This is a genomic window from Pseudomonas sp. SST3 (assembly GCF_003325755.1).
The window spans coordinates 1-24531 of the sequence record NZ_QORI02000023.1; the positions used below are offsets into that span (position 1 = coordinate 1).

Sequence of the window (24531 nt, forward strand, 5' to 3'; positions counted from 1 at the left end):
GCTTCAGCCGGTCGTTTAGGCGTAGCCCTCAATGGAACGAAAGCCGGCAACGCCGCTGGTGGCTGATCTCGGTAAAGCGGTAGCCACTTGCGAATGACGTTGGCGTTGATGCCATGGCGTATGGCCACGCTGGAAACGCTAGCACCGGATTGCAGGCACTCCTGAACAACCTGGGCCTTGAACGGTTTGGGGTAAGAGCTTCGTTGGCGCATGGAAATCCCGGCGATAAGGGCTATCGCGTCCGCTTAAAAAACGCGGACACCATCGCCCTTAATGCTGGAGTTCGGAAGGTGAGTTGGCTGGACGCTTACACGGCACCGACGCCAAAGGGCTGCTGATTCGAGCGGGACTGATCGGCAGCGCCGTTGCCTATACCCTTCTGGCGATGTTCACCCTTGGCCTGCTTGGCAGCTCCATCGGCGAATCCGCTGGTGGTGGAGGTAGCTCTGGCGGTAGCGACTTCCTTACAGGCCTGCTCGGCTGGGAGTATTCGAACTACCTGGTCTATCTGGTCGCTCTCGTTCCGCTTGGCGTGGGTATCGCCCACATCGTCAAAGGCTGGAAAGCCAAATTCGAGAAGTATTTCTACGCCTCCGAAGATGTCATGCGCTGGGTGCGGCCGATTTCACGCGCAGGCCTGATCGCTCGCGGCGTCGCCTTTCTCGTCGTCGCCGGAATGCTTTTCAGCGGCGGCGCGCGCTACAAACCCACCGATCCGCCCAGCCTGGAAGATGCGCTGAACGCGCTACAGAGCCTGCCCTTTGGAACGTTCTGGCTTTCACTGGTTGGTCTCGGGCTGGTTGCCTTCGCCGTCTACAGCTTCGCCGAAGCGATTTGGCGCCGTATCGATATGCCCGCGGTCATGCATTAGCCGGCACCCAACAAGACGAAGCCCCGGTATGACCGGGGCTTTTTGATCTATCGGGAACCAATCACTCCCACTCCATCATCAACGGGTCTCTGAACCCCGCGTGGTTGAGGGTGTTCCGCATTAATTGATAACGGCCATACCGTCGCATTTACCGTCTTCCATCGCAGCCTTTGCGGGGCGCAGAAGATGGAGCAATTTGCGAGGCGTCGACTCTAGCCACCCCATTATCAATCAACTCATATACTAGCTTTTTTCCAACGTGGGAACACAGGACTCTCTTGAGGAGCTCACCATTGATGTCCGGGCCCTGCTCGACCGTCAATAATGACTGATTAGCATAAGGCGCAACGTCCCGCGTTAGCTCCGTCCTATCTGAGCAATTTAAAAAAAGCCCTGTATCACTACAGGGCCTTTAATGGCTGTATCCAACCACGGTTTCACACTTCATCCTTGAAGCAGATGCGAGCTCCGTCGCAACAGCCAACTGGGTTGGCACGTTGCTAGCCGTTGGGAGGGGAGGCCAAGGCTAGCAATGCGCTCAATTTCAGAGTGCCATTAATGGCATAAGTTCACTAATTAGCCATCTCTTATCGTCACGGTCGCCCAGCATCTATTTGACGGATGCTGGGGAGATGCTGAATCGCCACACCAACGGTGTCGACGTCGACAGGCTGCTGTCCAGGGATTTAGAGCACGGTTTGGTCGAGCATCCAAACCAAGAAACAGGCGCACCGTTCGCTGCTTCTGGCCGCATTCTGTGCGGCACAGGCCGAAGCCAGATTTACACCGTAAACCGCGCCACAATTCCGTTTAGACCGATGGCCAGACGGGCTAGCTCTTGGCTTGCTGCGTTGGTTTGGGTCGCGCCAGCAGAGGTCTGAGTTGAAAGTTCTCTGATATTGACTAGGTTTCTATCCACCTCTCTAGCAACCTGGGCTTGCTCCTCGGAGGCACTAGCGATCACCATGTTGCGTTCGCTAATTTGTCCTATCGCTGAGGTGATTTGAACTAGCGCGTCGCCTGCAGCCTTGGCTAATTCCAAAGTCACTGCAGTACGGGCCGTACTTTGGCCCATTGCTGCAACCGCCCGACGAGTGCCGGTTGCGATCCCGCTAATCATTTCCTCGATTTCTTCTGTTGACTGCTGCGTCCGAAGAGCCAGAGCCCTAACTTCATCCGCAACTACGGCGAAACCCCTACCCGCCTCACCCGCACGAGCAGCTTCAATCGCAGCGTTCAGCGCTAATAGATTCGTTTGTCCCGCAATTTCTCTGATTACGTCCAAAACTTTGCTTATTTCTTGTGCTTTACTTTCAAAATTGCCGACTTGCTCTGCAGTCTCGGTTACGTCTGCTGCCAAGAGGGATATCGATTGACTTGTATCGCTTACCTGTTTTTGGCCTTGCTTCGCATATTCATCAGAGGCGCGGGAGGCATCGGAAGTAGACGCAGCGTTGCTAGCAACCTCGTCTCCGGCAGCAGTCATTTCGTTTACCGCAGTTGCAGCTTGATCTATTTCATCATTTAGCTGATGCAGACCACGGCTAGTATCTTCGGTTACGGTATTGAGCTCTTCTGCCGCCGAAGCGACTTGGTAAGCAGAACCTGCAATCTCACTTACGGTGCCGCGTAATGCAGTTTGCATTTCTTTAATCGCGAGTAGCAATCGCGCGGGTTCATCCTTACCTATTACATCAAATTTCTGCGTCAGATTACCGGTCGTGATTGTCTCCGAAACACTCACAGCAAGGGCTAGCGGGCCCACTATACTGCGAGTCAACATCCATGCCAGAAGCGCGATAAACAATGCGGCAAGAACGGTCGAAGCAATAATTGTCACGCGGGATTTTTCGAAGATTTCTGTAGCTTCCTGAACTGACCTTGAAGACTCTAGGTCGTTGTGTTCAATAAGCTTGCCCAACGATTCGCTGAGTCGGATGGAAAGTGCATCCATCTGGGAACGCATAAGGGCTTTGGCTTCATTATGTTGGCCTTGCTGCTCTAGCGTGAGTATTCGATCAAGCAGCGCATAGTATTCGCCTCTTATGGTTTTATAACTTTCGAAGAGCGCTTGGTCATCTGCAGTAGTTATATTATCTTGATAATTTTTTTCCAAGGGTAGAGCTTGGAGTTTCATTTGCGAGATTGATTGCCTAGCCGCTTGCGCAACAGCTGGGTCATCCTCTAAAAAAACATGTAGCGTATTTACTCGAGTTTTTAGAATATGTTGATTGATGCTGCCGAGAGCAGTCGTTCCTGGCAGCCATACGGTATCTATCTCTCTGGCCTTGTCTCTTACGCTGGATATCTGCGTTAGAGCGAAAGCACCTAGTGCGAGAACGATAAAGCCGATCAAGCCAAACGCTATGCTAAATCGAACGCCTACAGAGAGGTCACGAATCATTAGGACTCCGGATGCTGGGGATTGCGATGCTGCTGGGGTTCCTGGATAAGGAAGTTCCCTAGGTCGGTTAGTCAGCTATACCCTTATCGGCAGATTTTTCCAATACTTGAGACAAGGCTCGGCTTAAATATATAAAGCCGGAAGCATCTGAAGTAGCCGCTTTGGAATGGCTTTCTGCGGAGCACACGCCGCATAGCTGTCTTCCCATCAATCGGACAGAAACCGGGCGAATCCCAAGCTTTACTGCCGTTTAGCTTCCCGTCGTATCCAAGACGTTTAGGCCGTTTTGACAAAATTTTCATTAATGAGTGGCTAACCTCTCGGGCAAGTTTTTCGGTAGTCCGTCGCGCATAATTTATTGCAGGCAAGCTTTCAGGAGTAAGTGCAAGTGAAATTAGCGGATCTCTATACCTTTAGCTTTCGCCGCTGCAGGCTAGGCACAGCACTGCCAGTAGCTCGGATACCCAGCCTTATCCTCCTTGCTGGCTTGTTTGGCACAGTATCGCTGGCAGGATGCCAAAGCACTCACGAGCAACTGCTCACCGAGGGTTATCCCGTGGAGTTTGCTGACGGTTTTGAGGCCGGTTGCAGCAGTGGGCGACAAGCCGCAGGTGCGCTAGATAAATTTCGAAAAGATGTTCCTCGCTATCTCGCACAACCCCTTTACGCGGAAGGCTGGAACGACGGCTTTCGTCAATGCGAGGCCACGGCGGATCGCTCCGCTGAGGGCCAGGCGTGGGACCGAAACTGGCGCGACCGCGACCGGGAATGGCGGCATCATGTCGACCAAGCCAAGGGGCAGGCATTGCGACGCAAGTGAGTCGCTTAACGAACGGTGCCGCAGCTTTAGCATCTTTCAGGCTGCGATTCTTTCTGCTTGTTTTTGCCCGACCTGAAGGCTGGAAGCGGGACTCTTCGAAGGTCATATGGACGGAGCCTGCACCTCGACGCGGGAATTATGACTAGCCACTCCGGCAGTCTCTGCAACCGTTCGATACAGAACTAGCCGATAGGTCGAAAGGCAGATCACCCAGTCGAACAACAGTGTCCAGACATTATGGGAAAGAAAGTGGGCGCCCTGCATCATGCGCCCAGCTGAGAACACTGCACCCAAACCCAGAGCTAGCCCAAGTGCCCACTGCCGCCGCGCGCGGTCGGCGGTCGCGTAGAAAAAAATAAAGAGCAATCAGCGAAAACCCGGCAGACGCGTGCCCGCCCGGCCAGCAACGTCCGGGTTTGAGGGTCGGGGCACGCTCGCTCAGTAACGGTGTGTAGGTTTCCAAGCCCCCAAAATCGCTTAGGCTCCATGGGCAATGAACCGCCGTAAGCGCCTTTAATGGCGTAACAATGCTGGTCGATAAGGTTAGCGCCAGTACCAGATAGCCCAGCGGTCGGCGCCAGGCTTTCAACCTTGTCGGCAGCAAGCTCAGCAAAAAACCCAGAATAGCCAGAACGCCGACGGCGATGACCGCTTGCTTGGCGCGGTCGTGCAGTACATCTTCAAGAAACCAGCTGTGCCGGCCGATGAATCCGTTTTCCGGGTCGTAGAAAATAGTGGCGATCGCAAAATCGATTCCGGTCGGCTCGCTTATCAGCAAGAGGATCATCAACAGGAGCGGGATACCCAGGCCCAAATAGAAGTTGAAGGGCCTGGAGCCTTTCGAGGTGAGGCAGGACATAGTGACACTCCTAGCAGTGCCCCCGACAGCGGGGGCAAGAGGGGGCGATAACTTAGCGCTGGCTGAGCTGGGTCTGGTTCGAACGATCGGGTTGCCAGCTCAGCAAGCCTCGCGTAAAGGCGTAACTTGCACCCTGATAGAAGGCAATGTCTCGCTGGACCAACGGGTCGTTGATTTGGGCGTCCGATTCGTGGCTCAGCCGCAACGCATCGTTATGACGGCGCACCGCCCCCCGAGGGCTCAAGATGGCCAGATCCTCACCATCGAACAGCCCTAGGTGCTGATAGTTACCAATCAGAGCCCGTCCAGGGGCAGCGTCCGCGCGCAGTACGTTGCGGCCGTAGAATGTCGAGGTGTAATCCATGTTGAGGAGGCCGAGCAGGGTTGGTGCCAAGTCGATCTGGCTGGTCAGCCCGGAAACCTCCTGCGGCTCGATGACCTTCGGCGCGTAAACGAAAAGCGGAATATGGTAGTTGGCCACCGGCAGATCTTCGGTTCCGGCACTGCCAGCCGTGTGGTCGGCTACGAAGATGAAGATGGTTCGATCGAACCAAGGTTTTTGCCGCGCCTGCTCCAGGAACTGCCCTATGGCATAGTCTGTGTATTTCACCGCACCGGCACGACCATCTCCAGATGGAATGTCGATTCGCCCTTCGGGGTAGGTGTAAGGGCGATGGTTGGACGTCGTCATAAGCTGCAGAAAAAATGGCTTTCCGGTCGCGTGATCTGCATCTGCCTGTTTTATCGCCTGAGCGTAAAGATCCTCGTCGGCGATGCCCCAGGCATTCTTAAAGTGAATCTCCGACTCTGAAACGCTGCTTTGGTCGACGATGCGATAGCCGTTACCGCCGAAGAAGGCGTTCATGTTATCGAAGTAACCGCGCCCGCCATACATAAAGACGCTGTCGTAGCCCTGCTCCTTGAACTGCTGCCCCAGGCTGGCGAACCCGCTCTCGCGTCCGATCCGCTTGACGATAGAGCGGCCCGGAGTCGGCGGGATCGCCAATGTGATCGCCTCCAGTCCGCGATCAGTACGTGTGCCTGTGGCATAGAAATTATTAAAAAAACAGACTCTGTTGCCGGAGCTTGTCCATATTCGGCGTAAGCCCACGACCGTCACCAAAGCTTCCCAAGTATTTAGCGCTAAGGCTTTCGATGGTTACAAGAATCACATTGAGTTTTAGCGGCTCGCCGGGGTTGTCAATCATCCGGCGGATGTCCAGCGGATCGGTGCCTAGAAAGTGGGCGTTAGGCTCACTGACCTCCTGTCGAAGCTGAGCGGCCACCTCCTGCTTGGGCAGCGTCGCGTAGAACTGCGGGTATTCCAGCTCGTTGTTGCGAAACGCCGCGAAGAACTGAAACGGACCGTTGCTCGCCAATTCCCGTTGATAGGCGTTACCGCCGGTACCGCGGGGAAAGTCCTGACCCACGACGAAAGTAGTGGCAACGGCAGCGAATAATAATGCGGTCAGCGTCGTCCAGGTATCACGCCACCGTAACAGTGGGGCCTGCAACGCGGCATCGGTGACCTTGCGCAGTAACACCGTACCTATGACGGCTATCAGGGCAAGGAATGCCAGCAGAGGATAAATGGGATAGGACTCAAGGATGTTACTGATCACCTCGTCGGAGTAAACCAGGTAATCGACCGAAATAAAGTTGAAACGCACGCCAAACTCGTCCCAGAACAGCCACTCGGCCACGGCTGTGAACAACATAGCGAACAGGCTGATTGCTAGCAGCATATGCATAAGCCCGTTGTGCCATGGTTTTTCCCAAAGCCGGCGCGGGCAAAGGACTAAATAGAGTGTCAGTGGCAATGCCGCGTAGAGCAAAAACGCTACGTCATACATCACGCCGATGCCATAGACACCGAACAGTTGAGCGACACTGACGTTTGCATCGCCCAAGTGGCCGATCAATAGCGCGCTGCGGGTCAAAAAAAACACCGCCAGCCATGTTGTCAAAATCAATGAGAGATAGCGAAGCTGAGCATATCGGAGGGGTGGCATCGTATGATCCTTGGTGGATGAACGTGCCGCACTTTGCCCTTCGGCCCGTGAGCCCTTCGTAAAAACGCTGTGAAAAAAACGTCAACTTCGCTGTGAGCCGTACCTATGCGCATCCTCGTAATCGAAGACAATCGTGACATCCTCGCCAACGTACTCGACTACCTGCAGCTCAAGGGTTTTACCGTCGATTGTGCCGGGGACGGGCTAAGTGGGCTACATCTGGCCGCCACCGAGCAGTACGACCTTATCGTGCTGGACATCATGCTGCCGGGCATCGATGGCTATCAGGTCTGCCAGCGTCTTCGAGAAGACGCTGGGCGGGAGACACCGATCATTATGCTTACCGCGCGCGACGCCTTGAATGACCGCTTGCAGGGGCTCAACGCTGGCGCTGACGATTATCTGATCAAGCCCTTCGCACTATCAGAACTGGTGGCAAGAATCGAGGCCATCCTTCGACGCAGCCAGGGCAGCCGGAAACGGATGCTTCAAGTCAGCGACCTGACCCTCGACCTTGATACGTTGCATGCGGTCCGTGCTGGGCGGACCCTTAAGCTCAATCCGGTCGGTTTAAAATTACTTCAAATTCTTATGCGCAGGAGCCCTGCGGTGGTCCGCCGGGACGCGCTTGAGGAAGCGCTGTGGGGTGAGAACCCCCCCCGACAGCGATAGCCTGCGCAGCCACATTCATCAGCTCCGCCAAGTCATCGACAAGCCCTTCGACAAGCCGTTGTTGCACACGATTCATAGCGTCGGCTATCGCCTTTCGGAGCAACCAGATGCCGTCTAAACAACCTTTCGCCCGCCGCATCGCCATCGCCTTCACCCTGATGACCCTGATTGTGAGCGGACTCTTCTCCCTCGGCATCGTCGGCATCGTGCACTCCGTCGAGGAGCATCTCGTTTCTGAAGAGCTCGACCGTGAGTTGAACATCGTCTTGCAGGAAATCCGGCAGGGGCTGCGTCCACGCCTTGATTCGAGCACACGTTTTTTTGCCACAAGCACGATCGAATTCGCGATTCCCCCGCAATTTTCGCGAACCCGGCCCGGCTTCAGCGAGGTAGTAAACGGCGACGAGGCGTTCTATGTATACACCCGAGAGGTTGGCAACGAACGCTATCTATTGGTACAAGAGCAGCATGAGTTCGAAGCCCGTGAGCAAGTGTTATTCGACGTGGTGTTGGCTGGCTTCTTGCTAAGTGTCGCAGGTGCGTGGCTGCTTGGCCGTATAGTTGCAAAGAAAGTCATGGCGCCAGTGACCAGGCTGGCTCAGCAGGTACAGCATCGCGACCAGCTTCACCCGATCGCCCCCCTCCTGGCGCCGGACTATGCCGACGACGAGATCGGACACCTAGCCTCCGCTTTCGATAGCACACTTGTACAGCTGAGGCGCTCGCTGGAACGCGAGCGCCTGTTTACCAGCGATGTCAGCCACGAATTGCGCACTCCGTTGATGATCGTCAGCTCTTCGTGTGAATTGCTGGAGGCATCCCCGCTGGGCACGCGGGAAAGTGAACAGGTAGCGCGCATCGGCGCGCGGCCGCGATGAAATGAACGATTTGGTGCAAACGTTCCTTACGCTTGCCCGAAGCAAACCTGAAGAAGCCTCGCTGGCTGGAGAAGCCACCCTGGAGAGCGTTGCAGAGGAACAAGGCAAACGCTGGGGCGGGGCGATACAAGACAAGGGTCTTCGGTTTGAATTGCTGATAGAAGATGTTGACGCCACGCCTTACAACCACACCTTCCTGCGTACGGTAATGTCTAATCTTTTGCGAAACGCACTGCATTACACCGACGAGGGTTGGGTACGTTTGATCATCGAAAAGGGTGGATTCCGGATTGAAGATAGCGGCCCAGGTATACCCTTTGACCAGCACGAGCGGATTTTTGACCCGTTCGTGCGGGGCGACCGCGCCCGTGGCGAGGGCTTGGGCCTGGGGCTTTCACTGGTCAAACGAATTTGTGCACACCAAGGCTGGACCATCAGGGTCAGCGATCTGCCGCCCCGAGGCAGCAGCTTCCGAGTCGTGCTGGCCCAAGGTCAACAATCGTAAGCGTTGACATTTTTTTCACGTGGTTTTGACGGCCGCTTGATTCAGGCCTCTTTAGATTATCGGGCGTACTCCTTTGTGGAAGGCCCGACATGTCCAAACCCCCTCCGATCGAACTTGAGTTTTCGCGCAAATATGATCAAGAACATGCGGTGCAATACCTGCACAAGCATCATGATGGTCTGGCTCGGCGGCTCTCCCATTGGCGTGATGAACAGCTAGCCCGGCGGGCGCTCAAGCAGGCCGATGAGCCCAATCTGGTGCTCGACCTGCCATGCGGTGCGGGTCGCTTCTGGCCCCTGCTGGCGGAGCGGCCCAACCGTGTGATTCTGGCGGCCGACAACTCGGCACATATGCTGGCCACTGCACAGGCATCGCAACCCGCTGAAGTCGTCTCGCGGGTCGAGGCGTTTCAAACCTCGGCCTTCGAGATCACCCTGGGTCCTAATGCGGTCGATTGCATCTTCTGCATCCGCCTGCTTCATCACATCGCTGATGCAGAGCACCGCCTGGCCATACTCCGCGAATTTCGTCGGGTAACGCGCGACACCGTCATTATCTCGCTCTGGGTGGACGGCAATTACAAGGCTTGGAAACGCAAACGTCTGGAAGCCAAGCGCGCCAGCCAGGGCCGAGCGTCGGAAAACCAGAACCGCTTCGTAGTAAAGCGCCAGGTGATCGAAGCGGAATTCCGCCAAACCGGCTTCCAGATTATCGGCCACCAGGACTTTCTGCCGGGCTACGCCATGTGGCGCGTTTATACGCTGCGCAAGGTGGCCTGACCATGAAAGCCTTGATCGAACTGCAATCGTCCCAGAGCCCCGATACGCGCTTCGAACGCTGGTGGCACAGCGAAGGCGAGTGGGTAGAACCGCCCAACCAGCGCCGCGGTGGTGAGAGCGGCGTCAGGCGTCTGGTGCCCCGCGACACACACCGGTCCGTTCTCTATTGCAAGCGGCAAGCTGGGCACATTTATCGTTCGGTGCTCCATCCTTTCGGCGCCCGACCGCATTACGCGAGCAACAAGCTATTGAGGCGTTTCGCCGAATCGGAATTCGCGTCCCAAATATCGTCTATTGCGCTTCGAGAAAAATTTCGGGTCAGTGGCAAGCCGTGCTGGTCACACAGGCATTGGACGGGTTTATTAGCTTGCAGGAATGGTATGGCTCTGCTCGCCAGGAACGACACGACAGCGCGCTGAACAGGCGGATGCTAGAGCAACTGGCGTCTACCCTGGCACGTCTGCACCTTGCTGGCTGGCAGCACGGTTGCTGTTATCCCAAGCACATCTTCGTCAGGGTTCCTAATCCCAGCGTTGAAGCACCGGTCGATATCGCCTTGCTCGATTTGGAGAAGAGTCGGCGACGTTGGAGCATTTCGGCGGCTTCGCGGCACGATTTGCGACAGCTGTACCGCCATAGAGAGGACATGCCGCAGGAGGACTGGTTGCTTTTCCACCAGACCTACCTCCGGGCGCTCGGCGCTTCTCTCGGGGGCGTACAGCATGAGCGATGAGCTGATGGATTGCGAAGCTAATGCGCAGGCCCTCAAAGGGCGCTCAGGCCTCGGCCGGATCTTTTATGCGACTGGCTATTCGCTGGCCGGGCTGAAAGCCGCTTATGTCGGTGAAGCAGCATTCCGCCAGTTACTCCTACTAAACCTGTTACTGATTCCCATAGCCTGCCTGCTCGATGTGAGCAGCAGCGAGCGGGCCATACTAATCATGGTGGTCATCGTGGCCTTGATTGTGGAGTTGCTCAACTCGGCGATCGAAGCGGCTATTGACCGTATTTCTCTGGCGATCCATCCGCTATCCAAGCGCGCCAAGGACATGGGCAGTGCTGCCCAGTTTCTCGCGCTGACGCTTATCGTGATTATCTGGGGAGTGGTCCTTTTATGACCGGGACCCTTTCAACCCGTGCGGCAGACACCGGTCGGCACCCGCTCCGCAGCTACCTGAAAATGATGGTTGGCGTCCTCATAGTCCTAGCGTTGGCACTGGCATTTCCAGCATGGCGTCACCTAGCGTCAGTAACTGCCGAAACCGGCTGGGCTCATAGCGTATACCGGAACTCGATCGAGAGGGTCAGTGCCTTGGCTAAGGACGACCGGAACGAGCTCTACGCGACCCAGGAATACCACGATGGCAAAGGGACCCTTTTGCAGCAGCAGGCGGACGGACGCTTTATTCCGGTCATGCAGGGTCTGTCCAAGCCGGATGGCCTGCTGTCATATCGCGGCGGTCTCGCCATTAGCCAGGAAGGGGGAAATCTACCCGTCCTTTGGATGCATGGCGGCCAAACCAGCAGCCTGCTGCTCGGCCAGGGTGTCGAGCAGCTCGCAAGCGATGGCTATTACCTTTACGCCATCGAGGACCAGAGCAGCGGTCGACTGCTGCGCTTCGACCCACAGAGCGGCAAAACCGTTGTCCTCCGTGATGGGCTTAACGAAGCGGAGGCGGTCACCGTCTGCCCCGACGGACAGCTGTTTTACGCCGAGAAAACGCGTGGTTGGGTCAAGCGCCTAAAAGAAGACGGCGCGGATGAGACCGTTTGGTCCGGCCTGAACCAGCCCGGCTATCTCCTCTGTACTGATGAGGGGCTCTGGGTCAGCGAGGACGCCACACACATGGCTCGTCTGTTGCTGATGGACAAGACCGGAACCCAGCATGTCGTTCTTGACCATCTGCGCTCGCCACAAACGCTGCTACCTGTCTCTCCTCGCCGTTATCTGCTCGCTGAGCAGGGCCGCAATCGCATCCTAGAACTGAATCGCCTCTGAAGGTTCCCTATGTATCCAAACCAGCGCCCTGCGGGTCGTGCGGCGGCGCGTGCAGCATCGCCAAGCACCCTCGAACACCTCACCTTTGCCATATCGAGCGCAATCGTCCTTCTCGTTCTCTTTTCTCTGCTTCGACTAGGACTGCTTATCTACAACCACGAGCTGATCGGCGATACGCCTGCGGCGAGTTTTGCCGAGGCGCTTCTCAACGGTTTGCGCTTCGACTTGCGCGTCGTCGTCTATGTCTGCGCTCCTTTGATCCTTGGGTTGCTGAGCACGCGGTTGATGGCTGCCCGCCGCTGGCAGCGTTATTGGCTAAGCGTCGCAGCCAGCCTGACAATATTTCTAGGCATCGTAGAGCTGGATTTTTACCGGGAATTTCATCAACGCCTGAACGGATTGGTCTTCCAGTACATTCAGGAAGACCCTGCGACTGTGCTGAGCATGCTCTGGCACGGGTTTCCTGTGGTGCGTCTCTTGCTGGCTTGGACGGCTCTGAGCGGGGCGGCGTTTATGCTCTTTGCATGGCTAGATCAGCTGACTCAGCGGCGCTCACTCGGCGGGCAGACGAACGAGCCTCAGCGAAGTCGCCGGCTCGCGGGCTCATGGCCCGCTCGGTGCTTGTCGTTGCTGCTCTGCTTGACGGTCTCTGTCGCCGCCGCCCGCGGTACCCTTCGCCAGGGCCCGCCTCTGCGCTGGGGCGACGCATTCACCACCGAGTCGATGTTCGCCAACCAGCTTGGTTTGAACGGCACGCTGACTCTATATGCGGCAGGAAAAAGCCGCCTCTCCGCCGAGCGGGACAACATCTGGAAATCCTCCATGCCGGCCGACAAGGCCGTCGCCGTCACCCGCGAGCTGCTGCTTGGCCCAAACGATCAACTGGTCGACTCAGACACAGCCGTCGTTCGGCGTGAATACCAAGGCCCCGCCGATACTCGACTGCCGATCCGCAACGTGGTGGTGATTTTGATGGAAAGCTTTGCAGGCCATTTCGTCGGGGCGCTCGGCAGCCAGGTCGGCATAACCCCTAACTTTGACCGACTGGCAAGGGACGGCCTGCTGTTCCGCCGATTCTTCTCCAACGGTACCCATACCCACCAAGGCATGTTCGCCACCATGGCCTGCTTCCCCAATCTGCCCGGGTTCGAATATCTGATGCAGACGCCGGAGGGGGGCCACCAGTTTTCTGGTCTGCCACAATTACTTGGCGCTCGTGGCTATGAGGATCTCTACGTCTACAACGGCGATTTCGCCTGGGACAACCAGTCGGGATTCTTCAGTAACCAGGGCATGACCCGGTTCATAGGGCGCAACGATTATGTCGATCCGGTGGTCTCCGACCCAACGTGGGGCGTATCCGATCAGGACATGTTCGATCGCGCGGCTGAAGAGTTGCTCAAACAAGACCGCAGTAAGCCCTTCTATGCCTTACTCCAGACGCTTTCTAACCATACGCCCTATGCGCTTCCCGCTCCCCTACCGGTCGAGCCGGTCGACGGCCATGGCTCACTGGATCAGCATTTGACCGCGATGCGGTATTCCGACTGGGCATTGGGCCAGTTCTTCGAGAAGGCCAGAAAAACACCCTATTTCAAAGACACTCTTTTTGTGGTCGTGGGCGACCATGGTTTCGGTGCTGAAGAGCAGTTAACCGAAATGGATTTATTTCGCTTTCATGTCCCTCTGTTGCTGATCGGCCCTGGCATTCAGGAACGATTCGGTAGCATGCAGGATGTCGTAGGCACACAGGTGGATGTAGTACCGACAGTGATGGGGCGACTGGACGGAGCGGTGCGTCATCAATGCTGGGGGCGTGATCTGTTGAGCCTTGCCCCCAGTGATCAAGGCTTTGGCATCATAAAGCCCTCTGGCGGTGATCAAACTGTCGCCATGCTGAGCGGCGACCGTATTGTAGTACTGCCCAAAGGCATGGATGCACGGGTTTACCGGTACCGCCTGGGTGCGCAACCTCAAAGCACGCGACTCGAAGCCAGTCCGAGGGATCAGGTGCTTCTCCAGCAATTGAGTGCCTTCATTCAGACTGCGACCGGTAGCTTGATCGAGAACACGGCGGGTGCCAGCGTGGGCTCTTCCAGCGAAGGCAAGGCCCGACACTGAGCTCAGTACAATCCATCAGCCCCAACCAGTTATAGCGACCCTGATCAGCGACCCGGCGTCACTCACGCTAAGCGACGGGACGCTGTATCACCCGGGGGGGGAGGACAGTAACCGACTTGGTATACAACGGTAGCCGGGTGCTTATCGAGGCGATAAGCTGACCCGGCGTGTCTGGCAGAAAATTCTAGCGGGAAATTATGTAGCGCAGCAGCTAGCCATTCCTGGCGAACAGCGCGATCAAAAGCGGCTGCACCGCGAGACGCAACCGCTTGCAAGGCAGGCGATCGCAAATGTTGCGGGGGGCGGAGCGCTATGGCGGGGTAGGCTGCTAGGTCTTTTTTTTCAGAACGGGCATGGGCCTATCAGTTGGCTTTGTCAACTTGGATGAGCGTGCCGGTGTACAAGATTAACGTTGGTTTCTGTGAGCCAGATTCCTGCTTGCCAATAACTGTCCTGATACCAGCCTCCGCAGGCGGGCTGAACGGTCCTACCTCTTAGCCTGGATGATCCTTCCTTCCAGCCACCATGTATAGCCGTCTGGTCAAGGCGAAGACGGTACGCCTCCGCCGAACGAGTAATGTTCACCCGCTCTGAGGCGGGACGGCGCAGATAAATGAGCTGTAATTAACCGCTCGGGTTAAATTTTGACCACACATATTATGCGTGTATGGCTAAACGATATTTTTTGGGGAACTGATTTCTTTGGCTGGTTTCGAAAACGTACCAAACGAAAGGTCGACGAGTATCAAACGGATCGGCAGGAAGATAAAAAACAAGCATGGTGGGAAGAGAGATGCAGGGACAGTCGTTGGGCGTTCGGGACAATAACTTCGATTTTCTACGCTTCGTAGCAGCAACAATGGTCTTGCTGGGACACTGCTACTGGCTGAGCGGGCGACTTCCTGAAGAGCCGCTGCGTCCGCTGACTGGCGGTACCGATATGGCGGACCTGGCGGTAGACGTCTTCTTCGTGATCAGCGGCTTTTTGATCACTGCCTCTTACTTGCACGGCAGTAGCAACCTCAGCTTTGTTCTCAAACGGGCCCTGCGCATCTTCCCGGGTCTTGTCTTTGCGGTGGTATTTGCATTGCTGGTGATCGGCCCGCTGACAACGCCGCTACCGCTAGGTGAATATTTCAGCGACGGTAAAACGGCAGCATTTCTGACTAACGTATTTCTGATGACCCGCTACGAGTTGCCGGGGGTATTTGCCGGCAATCCATTCCCCGAAGTGGTCAACGGGTCGTTCTGGACGCTGCCGCTAGAAGGAATGATGTATTGCAGCGTGCTGTTGCTGGGAGCGCTGAAGCTGCTCAAGCGGCACATGGTCATGCTTGGGCTGGGCGTGTTGATGGCAGGACATTTCTTTGTGCTGCCGGCACTGGGCGTCGAAAGCGTAACCATCACAAAGTTGTTCCGTCTGGGGCTCTTCTTTTACGGTGGCGCTGCGCTGTATCTCTTCCAGGACCAGGTTCGCTGGGATGGTCGCATTGCGCTGTTGCTGCTGGCGGCGTCTGTGCTGGCGTTGGGTAGCTCCGCCTGGTTCGTCGTCCACATGTTCACGTTGCCATATCTGGTTATCTATCTCGCCTACAGGCGCCTGCCCAAGGTGGCGCATTTCGGTAAACACGGTGATTTTTCCTACGGCATGTACATCTTCGGCTTCCCTGTGCAGCAGCTGTTCATTCAATGGTTTGGTGCCGATATAAACCTGGCAGTGTTCGCGCTTTCGAGCATGACAGTCACGCTGTGCTTTGCCGTTTTGTCGTGGCGATTGGTCGAAGCGCCCGCCCTACGGCTGAAGCGGTTTACGAATCCAAAGCCTCTATGCGTCGGCACGCGTTAAGCGGGTAGGTCGATCAGATTTTTGGGTCTGATCGACCGGGTCGATAGCGACCAAGGCAGCGGCGGGCCAGTTCTATTCTTCCAGTATTAAACTTAATGATTTACCAATGAATGAATGTGCCTTCATTTATCTCGGCACGCCCGGGTGGCCTCGAGAAGGATCCGCAAGGCACGCATCAGGTTCAGCGCCTCGACCCACTCACCCACCGAGATGGATAGATAGCCGGTGACCTCTAGCGCCCGGTCCTCGAAGACATCCTCATCCGGGTGCGTCGCCCGCCAGGCCTCGATCATCCGGTCGCGGTGCTCGAGCAGAGCCTCGATATGGCAGTCGGGCAGCTGCAGCAATGCGGTCAGCCACAGATTGGTCGCCCGAGAAGGATAGGCATGGTCGATGGCGAAGCCCGGTAGCATCTGCTTCACCGCTTTAGCGGGATACCATGTCTCGCCAGCCACCCAGCGATTGCAGGCGAACAGGCATATGGGTTTGTCCCCAGGCATCCATGGACACAGCGATCAGCTGAGCGATGGCCTCGTCGCCACTAGGCCAGGGTTCGCCGGTCTCTGGCGCTGAGAACGGTTGCAACTCAGAGGGATGCCCTGGCACGAATAAAGGTATGGAAGTGGCCATGCCCGACTCCGCCTTCACGATGAGCGTGATAATAATACTGGGCATGGCTGTCCCGGTCGTAGACCGCCCTGCTCGAGGATGGCATGGGCTTTAGCCTGGTGCCCTGGAAGCCGGTAATCGAGCCCAAACTCGGGCAAAGCGTGACGGCGATCGTCCAGGGAAACAGTGTTTCCTGGCAGATCGGGCGCCAGCGTGGCCCCTCCGTCAGCTAATCGCCGTGGCATCAACGTTCGCCTGCTCCGCCTCCTCTTGCAGCCACTGTTCGAAGACCTGGCTCTGAGCTTGGCCCTGCTTGGCGGCGTAGTAGACCAAGCGCAGATGCCGATCGACGTCGATGGTCAGCGAGGTGTGATCGAACACCACCGGACCAACATCGCCAATGTGGAAATGGCGAATGCCCTGGCAAGCACCATGGATATCCTGTTGTTGCCACCAGCTCTTGAAGTCCGGGTCCACTTTCTCCAGGTCCTTGACCAGAGCCCCGATCTCAGGGTCCTGGGGCGCTCTGACGAAGTCACGGCGAAAGCTCGACAGTATCTGAAGGGCTTGATCATCCCAGGGATCCAGCAGCGCTCGCATCGGCGGCGCGGTAAAGAGTAACCAGAGCAAGTTGCGACGCTCAACAGGATAGCTCGAGAAGCCAAATACCTTGTCCGCTGCCGCGTTCCAGGCCAGTACGTCCCATCGCAAGTTCAATACATAGGCCGGCCGCAACGGCAGGTCGCCAATCAGCCGGTGTATCAATGGTGGTACGACACACCAGGTCTTGCCCGGCTCAGGTGGCAAGCGCTGGTGAGCCAGGAGAAACAGGTAGCGGCGCTCTGTCGCATCCAGCTTCAACGTGCGGGACAGATTTTCGAGGAAAGAAGCCGAGACGCTGATCTCTCGGCCCTGCTCGAGCCAGGTGTACCAAGACAATCCGACCCCCGCCAGCGCCGCCACTTCCTCGCGCCGTAACCCAGGGGTACGGCGACGCCCGCCTGCGGGAAGCCCAACCTCCTGCGGTGTGATCCGCTCACGTCGGTTACGCAGGAAGTCGGCCAGCTCTGCTCGGTTTCGCTCAAGGCTGCGCGGCGCACTCATCCGGTTACCTCCAGTAATAGCATAAGTTGTCAAATTGTAACCCTATCAAACCGGTACTAAGAATAGCTCCCTGTCGTTTAGAAGGTCCGGACCAGAGCCGCACGGACCGAGCCGATTCGCTCACTCAGGAGATATACGGATGTACCAATCTTTACTTCGCGAACAGTTGGAGCTGCTGAAGTCATCCAACCAATACCGCACCTTCACCACTCTAAGTCGATATGTGGCCAATATCCGCTGGCGAAGGTGGAGGGCAAGCGCCAGGATCCGGTGGTGGTCTGGTGCAGCAACGACTATCTGGGTATGTCTCAGCATCCATTGGTACGCGAGCGGATGCATCAAGCTCTGGAAACCTATGGAGCGGGCTCCGGCGGCTCGCGCAACATTGGTGGGTCCCATGAGCTGTATGCGCACCTTGAAAGCAGTCTGGCGGACTGGCATGGCAAGGAAGCGGCGCTGGTTTTCCCTACCGGGTTTGGCTCCAACGATGCGACGCTTCAATGCCTGCTGCGACAGATACCCGATTGTGTAGTCGCCAGTGATGCGTTAAACCACGCCTCGATCGTCAGCGGCATCCGTGCGACGCCGAACGAGCGCAAGGTCTTTCGGCACAACGACGTACGTCATCTGGAGCAGATCCTGGCGAGCTATCCGCTCCTCCAACCGAAGCTCGTTGTGTTCGAGTCGATCTATTCCATGGACGGTGACATCGCACCCATCGACGAGATCGTCGAGGTCGCAAAACGATTCAACGCACTGACCTACCTAGACGAAGTGCACGCGGTCGGCATGTACGGACCTCGCGGTGCCGGCATAGCCGCTGAGCGCGGTATTGCCGGGCAGGTTGATATCATTCAGGGCACCATGGCCAAAGCCATCGGCGTAATTGGAGGCTACATTGCCTCAACGCAGATCATCGTCGATGCCGTGCGCTCCTTTGCGACCGGCTTCATTTTCACCACATCCCTACCTCCTGCCGTCACAGCAGGCTGCCTGGCGAGCGTCGAGCACCTCAAGGCCAGCGACGAGGAGCGCGACCGGCTTCACTGCAACACGGCGTACCTGCGCGAACTTCTGAAACGCTACGACATCCCCGTCATGCCCTGCTCCCAAACGCACGTCTTACCGGTGCTGGTTGGCGAAGCGGAGCGGTGCAAGGCGGCCGCGCAGCGCCTGCTGCATACCCATGGCGTGTACCTGCAGCCGATCAACTATCCATCAGTGCCTGTGGGCACCGAGCGGTTCCGGATCAACGCCACACCGAACCACGGTCACGAGCAGATCGAGCATCTCGCCGCCTCGCTGCGTGAGACCTTCGAGCATTTCTCCATACCGCTTGCCTCGCAGGCGTTCGGCACTGAGGTGGCCTGATGAGCGATCCGTTCTTCCTCGTTCGAAACGCGACAGCGACTGACGTGCCCATCCTGATCGAACTGCGCGCACATCTGCTCGATGGGACCTCGGCCAGTTACTCCAGCCGCACCCCGGAAGACCGCGCGCGTTGGCGCGCGGCCTACCGTGGCTGGTTGATGAGTACGCTTGGCGTAAACGACGACGTGCAGATCCTTGCGATCGAGCACCGCGACTCGGGACAGGTTATCGGTTGTGCGACCGGCATCATTGACGTTCGCGCACCCGCCCCGGGCAGCCTCAACGGCCTCTCAGGCTGGATTCAGTCGGTAGTCGTGGCCCCCCAGTGGCGAGCGAAGGGGATCGCAACGCAACTGATGCATCAGTTGCTTCGCTGGTTCGCCAATAGAGATGTCGGCGCCGTGGTGCTGCAGAGCACCGAGGATGCTGGCCGGCTTTACGAAGCCCTTGGTTTCAAGGCCAGCAGCGAACGCCTGCTGATCCGTCAGGAGCCGCACGAATGAAGGTCCTGATTATTGGCCTCGGATACGCCGGCCAGCGCTTCCGGCGCGCCTTCGAACACATTGGCATTACCTACGGCATCCCGGTCTCGCTCGCCTATGTCGATCGCCAGCAGAAAGCTACGACGCTGCGTTATTTCGATCGCATCGATGGCGCGCTCCAAGATTTCTTGCCGGACATCGTGGTGGTCAGCGTCAACGATATAGGTCACGCCAGCGTTTTGGAGCAGTTGGCCGAGTTTCGAGGCTTCGTCATTTGCGAGAAGCCTCTGACGACTCCAACCGATAACCTCATGAAAGTGGAGGCCGCCCTCGCCAATATCGGCGGATTCGCCCTGGATCTAGTCGAGCGATATTCGGATGCGAGCGCAGTGCTGCGTGACTGGGTCGCTCGGCATGATTGGCAGCTGGCGCGCGCCAGCTTCCATTGGGGCAAGGATCGCATCAACGACTATCGCCCCACGTGCGGGGTGACTAGCGAGGCGATTCACGCGCTGGATCTGCTGTCCTGGATCTGCCCGGCCGCAGGCCCATTGTGCCTGGCTGACGTGCTGGGCATCAGGTCCGACTTCTCGATTTCAGGCAGCGCGGTACTCAACACCCTGCAGCTGACCGCAACGCTCGGCAATGCTCCAGTCAGCGGCTACAGCAGCTTCGTCAACATCGTCCGGCAGCGGACGGTGGACTTTACGTTCGTCGATCGAGACGACCAGTTGATCCACGCGCGACTGGTCTTCGATACGCCCCGATGGGATCACGATCACCTGCGTATGTGGATGCGCGATACGGACGGTACAGAGCTCGTCCTGCACGAACTGATGACATCTCCAAATCAGCCAGGCCTGGAGACGCTACACAAGCTTTCTCAGCTTTGTCTGCAGGTCTTGCGGTGGGTCGAGCACCGTGAACCACCCGCCCAGCCCTTTGCCGACCTCCGCACGGCCTTCGATCTGCAGCGCTTGCTCAACGAGCTGGAAGCTCGTGCCCAGACACCGCCCCCGGCTCGCTACAACCATGGCGAGACACGCGCCTTACTAGCCGAGGGCAGCGATCTGGAAAGCCTTGGCTAATAGAATCATTGGGAGAAGACTATGTGTGGAATCGCAGGATGGCTGTCCTACAGCCTCAACATGCAGACGCAACAAGACACCTTGCAGCGCATGACAGACACCATGGCACTAAGGGGCCCGGATGCCGAGGGTGTCTGGATCAGCGGGCCAATCGGGTTAGGACATCGTCGGCTGTCGATCATCGATCTCGAAGGCGGTAAGCAGCCGATGCTGGTCCGCCAGGACGATGGCCAGCAGTTCGCGGCCATCACCTATAGCGGTGAGGTCTACAACTTTCGGGAGCTTCGAGCGGAGCTACAGGTTCGAGGGCACCGGTTCGAAAGCCGCAGCGATACCGAAGTTGTCCTGCGCGCCTATCTCGAATGGGGTGAGGGCTTCGTTGATCATCTAAACGGCATGTTCGCATTTGCCCTTTGGGATATGCGCAACCAGCAATTGCTCTTGATCCGAGACCGCATGGGCGTAAAGCCACTGTACTACTACCAGACCGGAGATGGCGTGATCTTCGGATCCGAGCCCAAGGCGCTGCTGGCCAACCCACTCGTGCCGCGCAAAGTCCGGGCGGACGGGCTGCGTGAGATTCTGGAGATGGTGAAGACACCTGGGCATGCCGTTTTTCACGGTATGCGCGAGGTGCTGCCTGGCGAGGTAGTCCGAATTGATCGAAAAGGCCTTGCCCGCCGGCGCTACTGGCAGCTCGAGGCGCGAGAGCATGCTCACACCTTGGAGCAAACCATCCGCCATACCCGGGATCTGCTGGAAGATATCGTCGAGCGGCAAATCGTTTCGGACGTTCCGTTGTGCAGCCTGCTATCGGGTGGACTCGACTCGTCGATCATCACCGCCCTCGCCTCCAAGAAGCTGCTCGCCTCCGGCAAGGAGAACATTCGATCCTTCTCGGTCGACTTCCTCGACCACGGGAACGGTTTTACCAGCGACGCCGTTCGCGGCACACCGGATGCCCCCTTCGTACGGGATTTGGTCGAGCGGATCCATTCCAGCCACAACGAGATAATGCTCGACAGCCGCGAACTGGCCGACCCAGCGCTGCGCAGCCAGGTCATACGCGCGCTTGATCTACCCCCAGCCTACTGGGGCGACATGTGGCCCTCGCTCTATCGGTTGTTCCAGCAGGTGCGCAAACACTCGACCGTCGCATTATCGGGAGAGAGCGCGGACGAGGTTTTTGGTGGCTATCGCTGGTTCCATGACCCCGAAGCCATAGCGGCCGATACCTTTCCATGGCTGACATCCGTGACGGGCAAGTATTTCGACGGCAAGACGCTGTTCGACATCGATCTCCTGCGTCAATTGGACATGCCGGGCTTCCTGGGCGATAGCTACAGCCAGGCGATTGCCGAGACCCCGACCCTGGCCACGGAAAGCCCGGTGGAACGGCGTATGCGCCAGATGAGCTACCTGAACCTGACCCGCTTCGTCCAGACGCTTCTCGATCGCAAGGATCGGATGAGCATGGCCGTTGGCCTGGAAGTCCGGGTGCCGTTCTGCGATCACCGGCTGGTCGAGTACGCCTTCAATATCCCTTGGGAAATGAAGGCATTCGACGGACGCGAGAAAAGCATCCTGCGCGCGGCGACTCGCGACCTCCTGCCAGAGTCGATCGCCGATCGGGTCAAAAGCCCCTATCCGTCGACGCAAGACCCCGCGTACGAGCAAGCACTACGCGCCTCGTTGACCAAAATCGTGGCCAGCCCTGACGCCCCGGTGCGCGTGCTGCTCGATACCGCACGCGTAAGACAAACGCTCGACAAACCGATTGGCGAGATATCGCCCATGTACGACCGCATGGGCATGGAACTCGCCGTGGGACTCAACACCTGGCTCGTCGAGCAGGACGTCAGCCTCGACCTTTAACCCATCTGGACGCGGTCCCGGTGGGGCCGCGTCGCACCTGACATTTAGTGGAGGGCCACCTATGAGCAACCCCACCCCCAACCAGCTCCCCATCTACCTGATTGCACTGGGCGCGTTCGCGCTTGGCATGGCGTCCTATGTCACGGCTGGGCTTATACCCATGATTGAGGCCTCGTTCTCGGTTTCGGTCGCTGTCGCCGCACAGCTTGTGACAGCCTTTACGTTGGCCTACGGTCTCGGGTCCCCTGTTTTCGTCGCGCTGACCCCACCCGATCGGCAGCGCACCGGCCTGCTGCTCGCCCTGGGGTTGTTCATCATTGCTAACGCCGCAAGCGCGATGGCAACGAGCTTCAATGCGTTGATGATCTGGCGAGCCGTGGCCGGTATCGGCGCTGGTGTGTATCTGGCCATGGGCATCGGCGCGTCCGCCGCGCTCTCAACGGCTGAGCGGCGCGGCAAATCCATTGCCATCATAATGGGCGGCATGGCTAGCGGCGTGGTGCTAGGTGTTCCGCTCAGCCTGATGATCGCGGATCAGGTGGGCTGGCAGGCTGCGCTCTGGCTGGTCACGCTGCTTGGCCTGCTAGCTTTTGCGGGCCTGTCGATCATGCTGCCCGCCTTACCCGCAGCGCCTGCCAGTTCGCTGCGTCAAAAGCTGGCGATTCTCGCCGATGGGCATGTGGTAACCATCCTACTCGTATCACTGTTGGCGGCAATTGCGAGCCTGGGCATGTACACCTTCATCGCGCCTTTGCTCGCCGATCCGGACCATGGCGCGGTTCGCTCAGTAACACCCTACCTCTGGATCTGGGGCATTGGCGGAGTTTTGGGTAGCTTTTTCGTCGGGCCCGTCGTGGATCGTGTGAGAGGCCCCGTACTCGTCTTCGCAATCATGGTGATCCTGGCTGCGTCACTGTTTCTGCTGCCGTTTGCCACCGCGCTGGGTGCTTGGCTGGCCGTGGTGCCCATCGCGTTGTGGGGCGCAGTCGGCTGGGCGCTGCAAGTCCCTCAAAACAACGAGCTGATCCTGGCCAGACAGTCACATGGCGATGGAAATCTCGCCATCGCGCTCAATGAATCGGCGTTGTACCTGGGTAGCGCCATTGGTGCGGCAGCAGGTGGTTTCGTCCTGCTGCTGAAGATGCCCACCTGGACCCTCGCGGCCAGCGCGAGCGCGGTTGCGCTGGTCGGCGCCCTGCTTCAAGTCGTTAATTTGCGCCGCCAGCCGAGCTGGCCCAGCGTGACACAACCCAACCACTGACCGATACGGGAGGTAGAGACGTGGAGCTTCGTCATCTTCGCTGTTTCGTCGCGGTTGCTGAGGAATTGCATTTCGCGCGCGCCGCTGCGCGCTTGCATATTGAGCAGTCACCCCTTTCGAGGATCATCAAGGACCTTGAGTACAAGTTGGGCGTTCAGCTCTTCGAGCGTACGACACGTCGCACCCGTCTGACCTGGGCCGGTACTGTTCTGCTGGAGGAGGCACGGCGCATCATTGCCGTCGTCGAGCAGGCCAAGGCCAGTGTCAAAGGCGCCGCAGCGGGCTACCGGGGGCAGCTGCGCGTTGCCTTGTCGGATGGCGTGCCGCGGTCACGACTGGCGGCCCTGCTGGCGTTGAGTCGCGAGGAAGACCCCGACGTCGAAGTTTTCTTGCGCGAGGTGCCATCCGCAACGCAGATCAAGGGCCTGCAGGACGATCTGTACGATGTGGGTTTGATACAAACCACAAACCAGGTCGAAGGTCTTGTGGCTATACCCGTATGGCATGATCCGCTTGTCGTCGCCCTGCCTTCCCGACATCACTTGCTCGCTTATCGTGAGATTCCGCTCAACGAAATCGCGAGGCACCCACTGGTGCTATGTGAGCCTCAAGTGTGCGAAGGCTTTTGGCAGCAACTGCAGCTTGTACTCCAGCCCGTTGCCCCCAGGCTGACTATTGCAGAGCGAGTCCCTACCCTCGATCTCATGATGGCATTGGTAGCGGCCGGTTACGGTCTGGGCTTTTCAAGCCAGCCTCGAATCACCGAATTGAACAATCGGGACATCGTCACCCGTCCTCTGGCAGGCAATAGCAAACTGACCACCTTCCTGGTCCGACGCGATATCGAGCCGTCTGAGCCACTGAGTCGCTTCATCGACCGTGTCACTCGGACCGCGCCGTGTACGGATGACCCAGCGGCCACACAGGTGACGGCGGTGTGCACCTGGGAGCGTTGAGGTAACTGATTCGACTTAC

At 57.8% G+C, this 24531-nt stretch carries 17 protein-coding genes and 8 pseudogenes; 17 read left to right on the plus strand and 8 right to left on the minus strand.

All coding sequences use genetic code 11. The features are described 5' to 3' along the window. A partial coding sequence (gene tnpA, locus DQ405_RS19105) for an IS66-like element accessory protein TnpA (RefSeq protein ID WP_168425658.1) occupies nt 1-212 on the minus strand: 212 nt, incomplete at its 3' end. A gap of 83 nt (nt 213-295) precedes the next feature. Between tnpA and DQ405_RS19110 the strand changes: the two genes are divergently transcribed. Continuing rightward, a complete protein-coding gene (locus tag DQ405_RS19110) occupies nt 296-871 on the plus strand; it encodes a DUF1206 domain-containing protein (RefSeq protein WP_241730071.1) in 576 nt (191 codons plus the stop codon). Between the two features lie 781 nt (nt 872-1652). Here the strand turns inward: DQ405_RS19110 and DQ405_RS28640 are convergent. Then, a complete protein-coding gene (locus tag DQ405_RS28640; protein ID WP_446730897.1) occupies nt 1653-2516 on the minus strand; it encodes a methyl-accepting chemotaxis protein in 864 nt (287 codons plus the stop codon). Continuing rightward, nucleotides 2511-3275, minus strand: a pseudogene (locus DQ405_RS28645) (MCP four helix bundle domain-containing protein); the annotation flags it as partial. The pseudogene DQ405_RS28645 and the gene DQ405_RS28640, both read right to left, overlap by 6 nt. 445 nt (nt 3276-3720) lie before the next feature. On the opposite strand from DQ405_RS28645, the gene DQ405_RS19120 reads away from it, so the two are divergent. Further along, a complete protein-coding gene (locus DQ405_RS19120) occupies nt 3721-4095 on the plus strand; it encodes a hypothetical protein (protein ID WP_446730898.1) in 375 nt (124 codons plus the stop codon). A 102-nt stretch (nt 4096-4197) separates the two neighbouring features. Here DQ405_RS19120 and DQ405_RS19125 read toward each other — a convergent pair. Then, nucleotides 4198-4954: pseudogene (locus DQ405_RS19125) on the minus strand (phosphatase PAP2 family protein). A 52-nt stretch (nt 4955-5006) separates the two neighbouring features. After that, nucleotides 5007-6966, minus strand: a pseudogene (locus DQ405_RS19130) (LTA synthase family protein). A gap of 105 nt (nt 6967-7071) precedes the next feature. On the opposite strand from DQ405_RS19130, the pseudogene DQ405_RS19135 reads away from it, so the two are divergent. The 8 genes and pseudogenes from DQ405_RS19135 to DQ405_RS19170 all read left to right on the plus strand — a co-directional run bounded on the left by DQ405_RS19135 (nt 7072) and on the right by DQ405_RS19170 (nt 15766). Further along, nucleotides 7072-7756, plus strand: a pseudogene (locus DQ405_RS19135) (response regulator transcription factor). Continuing rightward, a pseudogene (locus DQ405_RS19140) lies at nt 7746-9021 on the plus strand (sensor histidine kinase). Before DQ405_RS19135 ends, DQ405_RS19140 begins: the two co-directional pseudogenes overlap by 11 nt. Before the next feature lie 89 nt (nt 9022-9110). Further along, on the plus strand, nt 9111-9800 hold the full coding sequence (locus tag DQ405_RS19145; protein ID WP_168425660.1) for a class I SAM-dependent methyltransferase: 690 nt from the start codon (nt 9111-9113) through the stop codon (nt 9798-9800). Nucleotides 9801-9802: 2 nt separating this feature from the next. After that, nucleotides 9803-10533, plus strand: a pseudogene (locus DQ405_RS19150) (lipopolysaccharide kinase InaA family protein). Further along, the gene (locus DQ405_RS19155) at nt 10523-10918 is read left to right on the plus strand and encodes a diacylglycerol kinase (RefSeq protein ID WP_241730072.1); all 396 of its coding nucleotides are present in this window, start codon (nt 10523-10525) and stop codon (nt 10916-10918) included. Before DQ405_RS19150 ends, DQ405_RS19155 begins: the two are co-directional and overlap by 11 nt. 194 nt (nt 10919-11112) lie before the next feature. After that, nucleotides 11113-11799 (plus strand): strictosidine synthase family protein, encoded by a 687-nt coding sequence (locus DQ405_RS19160; RefSeq protein WP_241730073.1) that lies wholly within the window; start codon nt 11113-11115, stop codon nt 11797-11799. Between the two features lie 9 nt (nt 11800-11808). Further along, on the plus strand, nt 11809-13920 hold the full coding sequence (locus DQ405_RS19165) for an LTA synthase family protein (RefSeq protein ID WP_168425661.1): 2112 nt from the start codon (nt 11809-11811) through the stop codon (nt 13918-13920). 793 nt (nt 13921-14713) lie between these two features. Then, nucleotides 14714-15766 (plus strand): acyltransferase family protein, encoded by a 1053-nt coding sequence (locus DQ405_RS19170; RefSeq protein ID WP_168425662.1) that lies wholly within the window; start codon nt 14714-14716, stop codon nt 15764-15766. A 122-nt stretch (nt 15767-15888) separates the two neighbouring features. Here DQ405_RS19170 and DQ405_RS19175 read toward each other — a convergent pair whose 3' ends face one another. Together DQ405_RS19175 and DQ405_RS28650 are read right to left on the minus strand one after the other, a co-directional pair. Then, entirely contained in the window at nt 15889-16266 is a 378-nt protein-coding gene (locus tag DQ405_RS19175; protein WP_446730894.1) for a DUF6969 family protein, read from the minus strand. A gap of 86 nt (nt 16267-16352) precedes the next feature. Further along, entirely contained in the window at nt 16353-16481 is a 129-nt protein-coding gene (locus DQ405_RS28650) for a DUF6969 family protein (RefSeq protein ID WP_446730895.1), read from the minus strand. On the opposite strand from DQ405_RS28650, the pseudogene DQ405_RS19185 reads away from it, so the two are divergent. Continuing rightward, a pseudogene (locus tag DQ405_RS19185) lies at nt 16462-16608 on the plus strand (DUF3363 domain-containing protein); the annotation flags it as partial. The gene DQ405_RS28650 and the pseudogene DQ405_RS19185 overlap by 20 nt on opposite strands. Here the strand turns inward: DQ405_RS19185 and DQ405_RS19190 are convergent. After that, the gene (locus DQ405_RS19190; RefSeq protein WP_168425665.1) at nt 16601-17479 is read right to left on the minus strand and encodes a helix-turn-helix transcriptional regulator; all 879 of its coding nucleotides are present in this window, start codon (nt 17477-17479) and stop codon (nt 16601-16603) included. The pseudogene DQ405_RS19185 and the gene DQ405_RS19190 overlap by 8 nt on opposite strands. 139 nt (nt 17480-17618) lie before the next feature. Between DQ405_RS19190 and hemA the strand changes: the two are divergent. The 6 genes and pseudogenes from hemA (at nt 17619) to DQ405_RS19220 (ending at nt 24512) form a co-directional block, all read left to right on the plus strand. Then, nucleotides 17619-18850 (plus strand): annotated as a pseudogene (gene hemA, locus DQ405_RS19195) (5-aminolevulinate synthase). Further along, entirely contained in the window at nt 18850-19353 is a 504-nt protein-coding gene (locus DQ405_RS19200) for a GNAT family N-acetyltransferase (protein WP_168425666.1), read from the plus strand. The pseudogene hemA and the gene DQ405_RS19200 overlap by 1 nt, the downstream one beginning before the upstream one ends. Further along, nucleotides 19350-20420: a Gfo/Idh/MocA family oxidoreductase gene (locus DQ405_RS19205; protein WP_168425667.1), complete on the plus strand. Its 1071-nt coding sequence runs from the start codon at nt 19350-19352 to the stop codon at nt 20418-20420. Before DQ405_RS19200 ends, DQ405_RS19205 begins: the two co-directional genes overlap by 4 nt. A 21-nt stretch (nt 20421-20441) precedes the next feature. Further along, nucleotides 20442-22295, plus strand: coding sequence for an asparagine synthase (glutamine-hydrolyzing) (gene asnB, locus DQ405_RS19210; RefSeq protein WP_168425668.1), 1854 nt, complete (start codon nt 20442-20444; stop codon nt 22293-22295). Nucleotides 22296-22356: 61 nt separating this feature from the next. Then, nucleotides 22357-23556 carry an MFS transporter gene (locus DQ405_RS19215; RefSeq protein WP_168425669.1) on the plus strand — a complete coding sequence of 400 codons (1200 nt, stop codon included), beginning with the start codon at nt 22357-22359 and terminating at the stop codon, nt 23554-23556. A gap of 20 nt (nt 23557-23576) precedes the next feature. Then, nucleotides 23577-24512 (plus strand): LysR substrate-binding domain-containing protein, encoded by a 936-nt coding sequence (locus DQ405_RS19220; protein WP_168425670.1) that lies wholly within the window; start codon nt 23577-23579, stop codon nt 24510-24512. Nucleotides 24513-24531: the final 19 nt, after the last annotated feature.